Below are 13,393 nucleotides of genomic sequence, written 5' to 3'. Positions count from 1 at the left end.
GTGAACGACGGTCTCCGGCAAAAGGGCCCCCGGCAAAAGGGAGTGCGATGTGAGTCGCAGTGTCACGGTGAGCGAACCTCACCCACCGGGCGCTGACGGTGCGGGCCCAGGGCCGCTCGAGGAGGTGTCCGAGAGCGAGGGCAGGATCGCTGCGCGGCGCCGCAGGCGGCTGGTCGGAGTCGGTGCCCTTGCCGGGCTGCTCGTACTGAGTTGCCTGCTGAGCCTGCTGATCGGGGCGAAGCTCATTCCGCCCACCGAGGTGTGGACCGCGCTGTGGGACCGGGGGAACACCGCGAACGCCCTCATCATTCACGAGCTGCGGATTCCCCGGACGTGGGCGGGAATCCTGGCAGGGGCCGCTTTGGGGCTCGCGGGTGCACTGCTGCAGGGCCACACCCGGAACCCGATCGCCGACCCGAGCATCCTCGGTATCACCCAAGGAGCGGGCCTGGCCGTGGTGCTGGCGGTGTTCAACCTGGGCATCACGAGCATGCTCGGATTCATCTGGTTCGGTTTCGGGGGCGCGCTGCTCGGCGCACTGATCGTCTTCGCGATCGGCTCCATCGGCCGGGGTGGGTCGACGCCGGTCACGCTCGCGCTGGCCGGGGCGGCGATCAGCGCTCTGCTCCAGGCCATCACCTCCGCGCTGGTGCTGCTCGATCGGCAAAGTCTGGACACCTACCGGTTCTGGAAGGTGGGCTCGGTCGCCGTCACCGACCCCTCGTTGATCCGGCAGGTCCTGCCGTTCCTGCTCCTCGGCTTGGTGCTGGGGTTGGCCAACGCTGCCGGACTCAACGCGCTCTCACTCGGTGAGGACGTCGCCCGCTCGCTGGGGCATCACGTGGGGCGGTCCCGCACGATGGGTATCGCGGCGATCGCCGTGCTCGTCGGTGCCGCGGTCGCGATGTGCGGACCGATCAGTTTCGTCGGTCTCATCGTTCCGCACATCGCACGGTTCTTCACCGGGGCCGACCATCGCTGGTTGCTGCCGTTCTCGACGCTGCTGGGATCGTGCTTGGTGCTGCTGGCCGATGTCGTCGGCCGTGTCGTGGCCCGGCCTTCGGAGATTCAGGTGGGGGTCATGCTGGCGATGGTCGGTGCGCCGTTTTTCATCGCGCTCGTACGCCGCAGGAAGTTGGTGCGGTTGTGACCCGCGTTCTGGACACCGAGCGGGAGGTCACCGCCGCAGGCAAGGTCCCCGGCCGTGCACCGCTGCGGCTCGGCCCCGCCTCCGGGGTGTTCCGGCTGCGACCACTGCTGGTCCTGCTGGGGGGACTGGTCGTACTGCTGGTGGTGTTCGCGAGCAATGTGGCGCTGGGCGAATACCCGATCTCGCCGCTGGGCGTGCTGAGCACGTTGGTCGGCGGCGGCGACAGCGCCGACCGGTTGGTGGTTCTGCAGCTACGACTGCCTCGGTCGCTGACCGGGTTGCTGGTGGGCGCCGCGCTGGGACTGGCCGGAGCCGTGACGCAGGCCATCATCCGCAATCCGCTGGCCAGCCCGGACATCCTCGGCATCACGCATGGTGCGGGCGCCGCCGCCACCGCGGTGATCGTGTTCGGCGGCAGTCTGGGAGGTGTCAGCGGCCTGATCGCCTCGGTGGGGGTGCCGATCGTGGCCCTGCTCGGCGGGGTTGTCACCGGCATCGTGCTCTACCTGCTGGCCTATCGCCGGGGGGTGGAGTCGTTCCGGCTCGTACTGGTCGGCGTCGGCATCAACGCACTGGCCGTCAACGTGACCCTGTGGTTGCTCACGCTCGGTGATGTGCAGGACGCGGGCCGGGCGATGGTGTGGCTGACCGGCAGCCTCAACGCCCGGGGTTGGGAGAACGCCGTTCCGGTGGGGCTGGCGCTGGCCGTCCTCGTCCCGGTGACCCTCATCGGCGCACACGTGCTCGGCGCGCTGCAGTTCGACGACGACACGATGCGCGGGCTCGGAGTGCGCATCAACCTGTCGCGCAGTGTCCTGCTGCTGGCCGCGGTCACCCTGGCCTCGATCGCCGCTGCCGCCGCGGGCCCGATTCCGTTCGTTGCCCTGGCCGTTCCGCAGATCGCCCTGCGCCTCGCCCGCACCGCACGACCACCGTTGCTCGGCTCGATGGTGCTGGGGGCAACGCTGGTCGTGGGGGCCGACGTGATTTCGCGGACGGTTTTCGGCACGCTCGAACTGCCCGTCGGGATCATCACGGCGATCCTCGGCGCCCCGTACCTGATCTACCTGATCGTCCACCGGTATCGGAGGGTTGGCTCTTGACTGCATCGCACGCGACGAGCGAGGCCGTGATTTCGGGCGGCAACGGGGTTCCGTCCCGCGGCGGAGACGGTGCTGCCGGGATTCCGGGCCGCTCCTCGGCGGTCACGCGCGACCGGCCCACTACGGCCGAAGACGCCGAGCCTCGGTCGCAACGCCTGCAAGCCCGGGACCTGTGCCTGTCCTACGGCGAGCAGGTGGTCATCGACGGCCTGGACATCGATGTCATCGACAACACCATCACCGGCGTGATCGGGCCGAACGGGTGCGGCAAGTCGACTCTCCTCCGTGCGTTGGGGCGTCTGATGCAGCCGAAGCGAGGGGGTGTGCTGCTCGATGGCAAGCAGATCCACAAGATGCCGACCAAGGAGGTCGCCAGGACACTCGGGCTGCTGCCGCAGTCGCCCGCGGCACCGGAAGGGCTGTGCGTCGCCGACCTCGTGGCACGCGGGCGGCACCCGCACCAGTCCTGGTACCGGCAGTGGTCCTCGCGCGACGAGTCGGCGGTGGCCGAGGCACTGGCCATGACGGGTATCGGTGAGCTGGCCGAGCGGGCGATCGACGAACTCTCCGGTGGTCAACGTCAGCGGGCTTGGCTGTCGATGGCGCTGGCCCAGAGCACCGACCTGCTCCTGCTCGACGAGCCGACGACCTACCTGGACCTGTCCCACCAGGTGGATGTGCTGGATCTGATCGGTCGGCTGCACGACGACAGTGGGCGTACGGTGGTGATGGTGCTGCACGACCTGAATCTCGCCGCCCGCTACGTCGACCGGCTGGTGGCGATGAAGGATGGTGTGATCGTGGCCGAGGGTCGGCCGCACGAGGTGCTCACCGAGGAATTACTGGCGGACGTGTTCGAACTGCGCGCGCGCGTTATCGAGGATCCGGTGATGGGTACGCCGATGGTCGTACCCGTGGGCGGGCGCCGCACGTCCGCGGCAGTGACGGACGGCGCGGTGACCCCGCGGCCGGGCACGTGAGGCGACGTGCCCGCGAGGCCATGGCGGCACGGCGGTGTTTCGGCCGGGCGAATCAGGCGAATCGGATCCTGTTCGCGCTGAGCGGACAACCTTCCGCGAGGCGTCCCCCGGCGGAATGTCGCAGGCCAGAGGCTTGTTGGACCAGGCGTCGTCCAAGTACGTCAACAGCAGGCTGCAAGCCGGAACCTCCGTGAAAGGGCTGGGGCTACTACAGTTGACCCCAGAGTGCTGAACCATCGTGGGCATCGGCATGAGTAGGGGCCATGCCCTGGTACGAGACCGCCGGCGCAGCAGTCAGGGAGTGCGAATGTTCGAGAGGTTCACCGACCGCGCGAGGCGGGTGGTCGTCCTGGCCCAGGAAGAGGCCCGGATGCTCAACCACAACTACATCGGCACCGAGCACATTCTCCTGGGCTTGATCCACGAGGGTGAGGGTGTCGCCGCCAAGGCGCTGGAGTCGCTGGGTATCGCGCTGGAAGGTGTGCGCCAGCAGGTCGAGGAGATCATCGGCCAGGGCCAGCAGGCTCCGAGTGGTCATATCCCGTTCACCCCACGGGCGAAGAAGGTGCTGGAGCTGTCGCTGCGCGAGGCGTTGCAGCTCGGCCACAACTACATCGGTACCGAGCACATCCTGCTCGGGCTGATCCGCGAGGGCGAAGGCGTGGCCGCGCAGGTACTCGTCAAGCTCGGCGCGGATCTCAACCGGGTGCGTCAGCAGGTGCTGCAGCTGCTGTCCGGGTACCAGGGCAAGGAACCGGCCGAGGCCGGTGGCCGCAGCGAGGGCACTCCGTCCTCGTCGCTGGTGCTGGACCAGTTCGGCCGCAACCTGACCCAGGCGGGCCGCGAGTCCAAGCTCGACCCGGTCATCGGCCGGGACCAGGAAATCGAGCGCATCATGCAGGTGCTCTCGCGCCGCACCAAGAACAACCCGGTGCTCATCGGTGAGGCCGGTGTCGGCAAGACCGCCGTCGTGGAGGGCTTGGCCCAGAAGATCGTCAAGGGCGAGGTGCCCGAGACGCTGAAGGAAAAGCAGCTCTACACCCTCGACCTCGGTTCGCTGGTCGCCGGTTCCCGGTACCGCGGTGATTTCGAGGAGCGCCTCAAGAAGGTGCTCAAGGAGATCAAGACCCGCGGTGACATCATCCTGTTCATCGACGAGATCCACACGCTGGTCGGTGCGGGTGCCGCCGAGGGCGCGATCGACGCCGCGAGCATCCTCAAGCCGATGCTGGCCCGTGGTGAACTGCAGACCATCGGTGCCACCACGCTGGAGGAGTACCGCAAGCACGTCGAGAAGGACGCCGCGCTGGAGCGCCGGTTCCAGCCGATCCAGGTGGGCGAGCCCTCCCTGGAGCACGCCGTCGAGATCCTCAAGGGTCTGCGGGACCGCTACGAGGCGCACCACCGGGTGTCGATCACCGATTCGGCACTGACCGCCTCGGCGTCGCTGGCGGATCGCTACATCAACGACCGGTACCTGCCGGACAAGGCGATCGACCTGCTCGACGAGGCGGGTGCGCGGATGCGGATCCGCCGGATGACCGCGCCGCCGGACCTGCGCGAGTTCGACGAGAAGATCGCCGACGTGCGCCGGGACAAGGAGTCCTCCATAGACGGTCAGGACTTCGAACGGGCCGCGCGCCTGCGCGACGAGGAGAAGCAGCTTCTCAACCAGAAGGAGGAGCGCGAGACCCAGTGGAAGGCGGGCGACCTCGATGTCGTCGCCGAGGTCGATGACGAGCAGATCGCCGAGGTGCTGGCGAACTGGACCGGTATTCCGGTGTTCCGGCTCACCGAGGAGGAGACCTCCAGGCTGCTGCGCATGGAGGACGAGCTGCACAAGCGGGTCATCGGCCAGGATGATGCGGTCAAGGCCGTGTCCCAGGCGATCCGCCGTACGCGTGCGGGTCTGAAGGACCCGAAGCGTCCCTCCGGGTCGTTCATCTTCGCCGGGCCGTCCGGTGTCGGTAAGACCGAGCTGTCCAAGTCGCTGGCGGAGTTCCTGTTCGGCGACGACGACGCGCTGATCCAGATCGACATGGGTGAGTTCCACGACCGCTACACGGCCTCGCGGCTGTTCGGTGCCCCTCCGGGCTACGTCGGCTACGAGGAGGGTGGTCAGCTCACCGAGAAGGTGCGGCGCAAGCCGTTCTCCGTCGTCCTGTTCGACGAGATCGAGAAGGCGCACCACGAGATCTACAACACACTCCTGCAGGTGTTGGAGGACGGCCGTCTGACCGACGGTCAGGGCCGCGTCGTGGACTTCAAGAACACGGTGCTGATCTTCACCTCCAACCTCGGCACGGCCGACATCTCCAAGGCCGTGGGACTGGGCTTCTCTCCTGGCGGCGATGCCGAATCCAACTACGAGAGGATGAAGTCCAAGGTCAACGAGGAGATGAAGAAGCACTTCCGACCCGAGTTCCTCAACCGGATCGACGATGTCATCGTCTTCCACCAGTTGACTCAGGAAGAGATCGTTCGGATGGTGGACCTGCTCGCAGGCAGGGTGGAGACCGCGCTCAAGAGCAAGGACATGTCCATCGAGCTGACCGACAAGGCCAAGCGCCTGTTGGCCAAGCGGGGCTTCGACCCCGTGCTGGGTGCCCGGCCGCTGCGCCGCACCATCCAGCGGGAGGTCGAGGACAAGCTGTCCGAGAAGATCCTGTTCGGCGACGTCGAGGCGGGTCAGATCGTCATCGTCGATGTCGAGGGCTGGGACGAGGAAGGCCCGGACGACCAGGCCCAGTTCGTCTTCCGCAGTGAGAACAAGCCGTCGGTCGTGCCGGACTCGCCGCCGGTCGACCTGGCTGGTTCGGGCGGTTCCGGCTCCTCGAGCTCCGAGGAGACTCCGGAAAACCCCGACTCGGAGTGACCCGAGTGGACCGGCCCGAGGTTTCGGGCCGGTTCCCGGCCGCAAGCACGGAAAGCCCCCGCATCCATCATGGGTGCGGGGGCTTTCCGCTTGTGGCGGGTTTTGCGCGGGAGGCTCTTCGTTCAGTGTTGGTGGTAGGGCTTGCCGGTGGGGTTTTCGGTGGGGTGGTAGAGGTCGCGGCGTTGTTCGGTGGGGATGCCGTGTTCGGTGTACCAGCGGTCGAGTTCGGCCAGGTAGCCCTCGACGATGGTGATGAAGTCCCCGTGCGGGATGGTGGCCAGGGTAATATCGAAGACCTCGTTCTCGATGGTGACGCCGCGACGGTTGATGGTGATGCCGTAAACGTTGCCTCCGGTATCCCATTCCTCATCGGTGGGGTGGTAGGAGTGATGGAGAATTTCTGGCCAGGCCCAGATCGGCAGATCGCGAAGGACGTCGAGTACTGGCCGGTGGCTTTCGGGGACGTGGACGGTGATGTGGTCGCGTTCGTTGCGTCCGAAGCGCACGAGGGATCCGGTGTCAACAGTCATGGTCCGGTCCCTTCTGAGGATCACCGGGAATGGGGTAGGCAGTGCCGACCTCATCGAGGGTGGCGGTGTCGAAATCCGTACCGGGGAAGACCATGCCTTCGATGATGACGCCCCGATGGATTCCTTGCCAGTAGTTCGGCATGACAGTTCCGTCTTCGTAGTGGACTCGGCGGCGGTTGGCGAAAGCGGTGCGGATGGCTCGGCGGACTTCACCTGCCGTCCAGTGGTCGGGAAAGAACGTCTTGGTCCTGGTATTGACCTCTCCGTTTCGTGTGGTGGCTGTGGCAGGGGCTCGGTAGCAGCCTGCCGAATCGGGCGGTTCGGGTTCACCGACTTGGATCTCTCCGGTGTCGGTGCCGCCGGGGCGGGAGTGGTAGCCGGTGAATTTCTTGTAGCGGACGTGGCCTCGAAAGACGTGTTCGTCCAAGTGGGGGTGGAGGGGTCGAGTGGGGGATTCGGGCTTCGGCGGAGCCGGTTCAGGCAGGGCTGCGGTGCCGGTGGGAGTGGCACCGATGCTGGTGAGGTAGTTGTTGCAGGCCTTGTGCACCTGCTTGCACAGGTCGCTGATGCGAAGGAGTTCCTCGCGGCACTGTTTCCACTCTGCGAGGGCATCGTCGAGAGTGGCGTCGTCGCTGCCTCGGGCGGCTTCGGCGAGGGTGGTGACCGACTGGTCGAGTAAGGCTTGCGCGGTGTGGAGTTCCTCGTGAGGTAGTGCGTGTATGGCCTGGTGGAGACCGTGTTGGATGTCCGCGATCGACACCCTGTTCCTTCCGCCGTGGTGATCCGAGCCGATCAGGATCACCGATCACGACGATCAGCACCAGTACCCGAACGGGTGATCTTGTGGCGTCAGTCTTTGAGGATGCGCAGGAAGGCGCTCCAGGTGCGGGGACTCACGGCGAGCTGACCCCCGTGGGGGTCCTTGGAATCGCGGACGGATACCACGCGGTCGGTCAAGCGCACTTCGACGCAGGCATTGCTGGATCCGGAGCTGCGGGTACTCTTGAACCATCCGGTGTCGTAGTTCATCAGTGCAGCTCCTTCAGCTTCGTCAGGAGAAGTTCCGTGGAGTCATTCGGGGCCAACGACAACTCTCGCACTTGTTCGAAAGCGCGGAACATAGGACGTGTGTCCTCATCCTGATCGTGATAGGTAGCTGGTCCGTGAGAAGCGGCGAACGCAATCCTGGGCGCTGAGTCACCGAAGTCGAGTGTGATGAGTCCGCCACCGAGTATCGGGTTGTTCGGCACGTTGTTGTCCATTACCTGAACACTGATGTTGGGGCGCTCGCTGAGCTGGAGCAGGTGCAGTATCTGTCCGCGTAGTACAGCCGTGTTGCCGACCACCTGGTCGAGAGCTGTTTCGGTCAGAACGAACTCGATCGACTTTGGCGGCTCGGCTTCGAAGACCCGTCGTTGCTGTTCGAGGCGGAACTCGACGCGGCGTTCAATTTCGTCTTCGGAGGGGTCCCACCAAATACCATCGCAGGCTGAGATCACCGCGCGTACGTAGTCCTGTGACTGTGCCAAGCCGGGGACGATACCTGTGTCATAAAAGCCGACCGCTTTCGCATCGGCTTGGAGATCGGCCAGACGCTCGAAGGATTGGGGCAGCAGGTCGGTGTAAGTGCGGCCGCGTTGGCGTTTGCGCGTTTGGGTGCCCAGAGCAAGTACTGTCTCGCGGTCGGCCTCGGGAACGCCGTATCGATCGAGCAGGCTGGTCAATTCTTCAGTGCTGAGGGAGCCTTTGGCGGTCTCGACCTGGCTGATGCGTGCCGCGTTGCGGCCGATGGACCGAGCCGCTTCGGCCTGGGTGAGTCCGGCCTCCTCGCGGAGGCGTCTGAGTGTGAGCCCGAGCTGACGGCGCTCGACCGTCTGTCGGCCGTAACCCACGGAACCTCCTCCAAGAGATCACCCGATGAGGGTAATGCATAAGGGAAATATGAGGCTTAGCTTATCAATTAAGCCTCATATAAGGCTTAGGAAGACCTTCAATAATCACTGTACCGAGGTGGGGCGTGGCCCTGAACAGGAGGCGGACGATGTATCGAGGGCAGTCGGTGGAGACGCAGACGTGGGTGGACCTTTCGGAGAATGTGCATGTCACGCACGGCTTCGAAGGCGTCGATGACGAGGTGACGTTGACCTTTCGAGGTGGTGGTGACCTGGTGCTGAACTGCACGCCGAAGGCGTTCGCGTCGCTGGCCGAGGCGGTCAGAGCCGCCGATGTCGAACTCGAAGCGCGACTTTCCTGAAGCCGCCCGGTCGTGGGGCTTTTGCCGGTACAGCTCGACAAAGCCCCTCACCGAATGCGCCGGAACTCCACCGTCGGTGCGTCGAGCACTGCCGTGGTGGCCCCTAACTCCTGTGTCGGTGTGTCGTCGGAGTCGGTGCCGTCGTGGCCCTGTTGGTCGTATCCCTGCCGGTCGTGGCCTTGCTGCCGGTTGCTGCGCCGTCGGATCAGCCGTACGGCGACGAAGTAGACCACTGCCAGCACCACAGCGGCGAGGACGGCCTTGGAGAAGAAACCCGCGTAGCGCTCGACGATGTACCACTTCGCGCCGAGCGTGTAGCCCGCCAGCACGAACGCGCTGTTCCAGATCAGGCTGCCGAGAGTGGTGAACAGGACGAACGTCGTCAGCGGCATCCGCTCGATCCCGGCGGGAAGGGAGATGAAACTCCGGAACATCGGAATCATCCGGCCGAAGAAGACCGCCTTGACGCCGTGCTCGGCGAACCAGGCCTCGGTCCGATCGATGTCGGCGACCTTCACCAGCGGGATCCTCACGGCGATGGCGCGGGTGCGGTCCCGCCCGAGCCATGCTCCCACGTAGTACAGCACCAGCGCGCCGACGAGCGAGCCCAGCGTGGTCCAGAGGACCGCGCCCCACAGCGTCATGGTTCCTCGGCTCGCCGTGTATCCGGCCAGCGGTAGAACGACTTCGCTGGGCAGCGGCGGGAACAGGTTCTCCAGTGCGATGATCAGGCCTGCTCCGGGCCCGCCCAGGGCCTCCATGACGGCGATCACCCGGGCCGCGAACCCCGTGGGTTCGGAAGCGGCTGCCGCAGTCGTGACATCCATATACGCGGATACATCCAGAATTGTCGGTCAGGCCGGCACGGCCGGGATAGGGCTCGATGCTTCCATGATTGCATTCCCGGAGCACGGGCGGTGTCGCAGGCGGTGACCTTCGTCATGGCCGGAGTCTCCGCCTCCGGCGAGCCGACAAATGCCAAGCGTATTGACAGTGGTCTCTGCGAAGCTGGTGGGCGTGCCGAGGGACTGCTGTGCCGATGGAGTTGCTGTGCTGACGGGGCTGCCGTGTTGATGCGGGTGCTGGGCCCGTTCCAGCTGCATACCGGTGACGACCACAGTCCGGTACCGATCGGCGGTCAACGGGTGCGGATGCTGCTGGCCCGGCTCGCCCTGGAACCCGATCGCACCGTTCCCACCGAGGTGCTCATCGAGGATCTGTGGAGCGGTGACCGGCCCGCACGGGCACTCAACGCATTGCAGTCGCTGGTCTCCCGGGCGCGCCGTGCCCTTCCCGCGAAGGCGGGACCGGCTCTGCGCTCCGATGGAGCCGGATATGCGCTGGCGGTGCGGTCCGACGAGATCGACATGCACCACTTCGAGCGGCTCGCCACCGAGGGGCACCGCCTGCTGGGCAAGGGCGAGACGAAGGCAGCCGCCACCGCTCTGCGCGAATCCCTGGACCTGTGGCGGGGCAGCGCGCTGGTCGACTTCACCGAGGCGCCGTTCGCCGAGGCGACTTCGGTCCGGCTCGAGGAGTTACGGCTCTCGGCGCTGGAGGACCGCATCGACGCCGACCTGGGGCTCGGGCACAACCAGACGCTCGTCCCCGAACTCGACGCCCTCTGTGCGCGGCATCCGCTGCGGGAACGTTTCACGGCGCTGCGTATCCGCGCGCTGGCCGCCTGCGGTCGACAGGCCGACGCGCTCACCGCCTACGACGACCTGCGCCACCGGCTCGCCGAGGAGCTCGGCGTGGACCCCTCGCGGCAGTTGCGGGAACTGCACCTTGCTGTCCTGCGCGGAGATTCCGCGGCGACCTCGCAAACCTCCCCGCAGAGCGCCCCGCAGCACTCTCGTCCCCGTGCCGGGTGGGAGCCCCGTGCCGTATCCGCGCACGGAGTGCCGAGCCGCCTGAGCAGTTTCATCGGGCGTGAATCCGAAATCGAGCAGGCCCGGCAGGCCCTGCGGCACTCCAGGCTGGTGACCCTGTTCGGTCCCGGGGGTGCGGGCAAGACCCGCCTGGCGACCGAGAGCGCGGCGGACGTCGAAGGTCTCCGCGTCCTGTTCGTGGAGCTCGCACCCGTCCGGGACGAACACGGCCTTCCCTCGACGGTCCTCGGCGCGCTCGGTCTCCGGGAGGCACGGCTCCTGGAATCACAGCCCACGATCACGGATGCGATCGCACGGCTGGTCGACGCTCTCTCGTCCGAGCCGACCCTGCTGGTGCTGGACAACTGCGAGCATGTGGTCTCGGCATCCGCCGGGCTGGTCCAGGAGCTGGTGTCGCGGTGCCCGGAGTTGCGCGTGCTGGCCACCAGCCGGGAACCACTGGCGCTGCTCGGCGAGAAAGTGCTTCCGGTGGGACCACTGGGGCTTCCGGACACCGGCGGAGAGGCCGACAAGGCCGCTGCCGTGCGCCTCTTCGTCGAGCGGGCGACGGCTGTGCGCCCCGGTTTTGCGCTCACCGAGCACAACACCGAGGACGTGGTGGAGATCTGTCGTCGCCTGGACGGGATGCCCTTGGCGATCGAACTCGCCGCCGCACGTCTGCGGGCGATGAGCGCGCGGCAGGTCGCAGATCGCCTCGATGACCGGTTCCGACTGTTGACCAGCGGAAACCGGACGTCCATGCCCCGGCACCGCACGCTGCGAGCGGTGGTGGAGTGGAGCTGGGAGTTGCTCGACGAGCCGGAACGGGCACTGGCCAGGAGGCTGTCGGTGTTCGCCGGTGCCGTGGACGCGGAGACGATCGGTGCCGTGTGCGCCGATGACGATCCGGCGGCCGACGAGGTCGTCTACGTACTCGCATCGCTGGTGGAAAAGTCACTGGTGGAGGCGGTCGAGAACGAGCGCGGTATGCGCTATCGGATGCTGGAGACGGTGCGCGCCTACTGTGCCGAGCGGCTCGACGAAGCAGGTGAGCATTCCGAAACGCGACTCGCCCATGCGGAGCATTTCCTGGACCTCGCGGAAACCGGCGGAAGCCGGATTCACCTGGGCGATCAGGTGGAGTGGATCAAGCGACTCGACACCGAACACGACAACATCCTGGCCGCGCTGCACTGGGCCATCGCCTCCGGTGACGCCGCACGCAGTGTCCGGTTCGCCGCCGCGCTGGGGTGGTACTGGTCGCTGACCGCCCAGCACACCGAGGTCATCACCCGCCTGAACGAGGTGATGGCACTGTCCGGGCAGGCACCACCCGAGAGCCGAGCGGTCGTCGACCTGATGCGGGGCTTTTTCAGCGACTCGCCGGAGTGGGCGAGCGAACTGCGCCGAGCTGCGGCCCGGGTGCGCGAGGCCGACGCGATGAGCCGTTACCGCTATGTCGCGATCATGGAACCGATGGCATGGCTGCTGTCCGCAGGCCCGGGCGAGGCCGAACGCAGCGTGCAGCGAGCCTTGGAGCACCCGGATCCGTGGGTGCACGCGGCCGGCCTCTACGCACGTGCCGTCAGCGCCGAGCGCAGTGGTGATCCGGCCGGTGGCGAGCACCACGCGCGGGCTGCGGCGGAGGCGTTCGAGGAGGTCGGCGACCGCTGGGGAGTCGCCCAGACCATGACCAGCCTGGCCGGGTTCCGGTCCTTGCGGGGCGATCATGCCGGTGCGATCGAGGTACTCGGCAAGGCGGTGGCCTCGATTCGGCAGTTGCGTTCCACCGAGGAGCTGGTTCCCCTGCTGGCACGGACCGGAATGGAAAAGGTTCGGGCGGGCGATCTCGACGGGGCCCGGCAGGATCTGGTCGAGGCCGGCGAGATCGCGAATACCTCGTTTCCGTACCACCGGGTCACCGTATGGTGCGGACTCGCCGAAATCGCCCGGATCGGTGGGGACCTCGATTCGGCACACGAGAACCTGCGGCGGGCCCACTCGGCGATGGACGAGACGTGGCTCGCACCGCAGCCGCTGCGGCAGCTGCTGCTGGCCTTCGAGGCGCGGTTGCGGTTGGACGAGAAGCGGTTCGGTGCGGCGCGCGAGCGGCTCGCCACGGCCGTGGAGGTGGACAGCGGAATCGGTGACATGCCGCTCGCGGCGATGCTGGCCGAACAGTCCGCTCGGCTGTTGTCCGCTTCCGGTGAGGCCGAGCGGGCGGCCCATGCACTCGGCCTGGCCGTGGCGATGCGCGGGATGCTGGACAACGGTGATCCCGAGGTTCGCGCGATGCTCGCCGAGCTCGACACCGCCCTGGATCCGAAGGTGTACCGACGTGCCTTCGACAACGGCTCCGCTCTGGCAGGCGAACAGGCACACGCGGAACTTGCCCGCATCCTCCGGGGCGGCTGAGCGACGTCCACTCGGCAGGGGCGTTGACATCCGGCCGTGATCGATTACTGTCCGGCTCGTTCACCGATCGATTCCTTCCGCGTTGCCTGCGATTCCGGGCCGGGTGGAGGAGAGTCGAACCAGCACACCGGATCGCCAGCACACCGGATCGCCAGCACACCGGATCGCCAGCACACCGGATCGCCAGCACACCGGATCGCCAGCACACCGGATCG

11 protein-coding genes are annotated in these 13,393 nt (G+C 66.7%); 6 read left to right on the top strand and 5 right to left on the bottom strand.

The window, feature by feature from the left end; genetic code table 11:
- Positions 1–49: 49 nt before the first annotated feature.
- The 4 genes from JOF55_RS09225 to JOF55_RS09210 all read left to right on the top strand — a co-directional run bounded on the left by JOF55_RS09225 (position 50) and on the right by JOF55_RS09210 (position 6,108).
- Positions 50–1,150, top strand: a complete 1,101-nt coding sequence (locus JOF55_RS09225) for a FecCD family ABC transporter permease (RefSeq protein WP_374727254.1) — start codon at positions 50–52, stop codon at positions 1,148–1,150.
- Positions 1,147–2,253 carry a FecCD family ABC transporter permease gene (locus tag JOF55_RS09220; RefSeq protein ID WP_310272532.1) on the top strand — a complete coding sequence of 369 codons (1,107 nt, stop codon included), beginning with the start codon at positions 1,147–1,149 and terminating at the stop codon, positions 2,251–2,253. The genes JOF55_RS09225 and JOF55_RS09220 overlap by 4 nt, the downstream gene beginning before the upstream one ends.
- A gap of 155 nt (positions 2,254–2,408) precedes the next feature.
- On the top strand, positions 2,409–3,233 hold the full coding sequence (locus JOF55_RS09215; RefSeq protein ID WP_374727433.1) for an ABC transporter ATP-binding protein: 825 nt from the start codon (positions 2,409–2,411) through the stop codon (positions 3,231–3,233).
- Positions 3,234–3,540: 307 nt separating this feature from the next.
- Positions 3,541–6,108 carry an ATP-dependent Clp protease ATP-binding subunit gene (locus JOF55_RS09210; protein ID WP_310272528.1) on the top strand — a complete coding sequence of 856 codons (2,568 nt, stop codon included), beginning with the start codon at positions 3,541–3,543 and terminating at the stop codon, positions 6,106–6,108.
- Between the two features lie 122 nt (positions 6,109–6,230).
- On the opposite strand, the gene JOF55_RS09205 is transcribed toward JOF55_RS09210, so the two are convergent.
- The 4 genes from JOF55_RS09205 to JOF55_RS09190 form a co-directional block, all read right to left on the bottom strand.
- A complete protein-coding gene (locus JOF55_RS09205; RefSeq protein ID WP_310272526.1) occupies positions 6,231–6,638 on the bottom strand; it encodes a hypothetical protein in 408 nt (135 codons plus the stop codon).
- Positions 6,628–7,398 (bottom strand): EndoU domain-containing protein, encoded by a 771-nt coding sequence (locus tag JOF55_RS09200; RefSeq protein WP_310272524.1) that lies wholly within the window; start codon positions 7,396–7,398, stop codon positions 6,628–6,630. Before JOF55_RS09200 ends, JOF55_RS09205 begins: the two co-directional genes overlap by 11 nt.
- An 89-nt stretch (positions 7,399–7,487) precedes the next feature.
- Positions 7,488–7,667, bottom strand: coding sequence for a DUF397 domain-containing protein (locus tag JOF55_RS09195; RefSeq protein WP_310272522.1), 180 nt, complete (start codon positions 7,665–7,667; stop codon positions 7,488–7,490).
- Positions 7,667–8,530 (bottom strand): helix-turn-helix domain-containing protein, encoded by an 864-nt coding sequence (locus JOF55_RS09190; protein ID WP_310272520.1) that lies wholly within the window; start codon positions 8,528–8,530, stop codon positions 7,667–7,669. Before JOF55_RS09190 ends, JOF55_RS09195 begins: the two co-directional genes overlap by 1 nt.
- Positions 8,531–8,679: 149 nt before the next feature.
- On the opposite strand from JOF55_RS09190, the gene JOF55_RS09185 reads away from it, so the two are divergent.
- Positions 8,680–8,892, top strand: coding sequence for a hypothetical protein (locus tag JOF55_RS09185; protein ID WP_310272517.1), 213 nt, complete (start codon positions 8,680–8,682; stop codon positions 8,890–8,892).
- A gap of 47 nt (positions 8,893–8,939) precedes the next feature.
- On the opposite strand, the gene JOF55_RS09180 is transcribed toward JOF55_RS09185, so the two are convergent.
- On the bottom strand, positions 8,940–9,719 hold the full coding sequence (locus JOF55_RS09180; RefSeq protein ID WP_310272515.1) for a DedA family protein: 780 nt from the start codon (positions 9,717–9,719) through the stop codon (positions 8,940–8,942).
- Positions 9,720–9,809: 90 nt separating this feature from the next.
- On the opposite strand from JOF55_RS09180, the gene JOF55_RS09175 reads away from it, so the two are divergent.
- Positions 9,810–13,178, top strand: coding sequence for an AfsR/SARP family transcriptional regulator (locus tag JOF55_RS09175; protein WP_310272513.1), 3,369 nt, complete (start codon positions 9,810–9,812; stop codon positions 13,176–13,178).
- Positions 13,179–13,393: the final 215 nt, after the last annotated feature.

It is taken from the genome of Haloactinomyces albus, from assembly GCF_031458135.1.
In the GTDB taxonomy this organism is placed as follows: Bacteria; Actinomycetota; Actinomycetes; order Mycobacteriales; family Pseudonocardiaceae; genus Haloactinomyces; species Haloactinomyces albus.
Note: the sequence above shows the minus strand (reverse complement) of the source record. Positions and strands in the feature narration are given on the sequence as shown.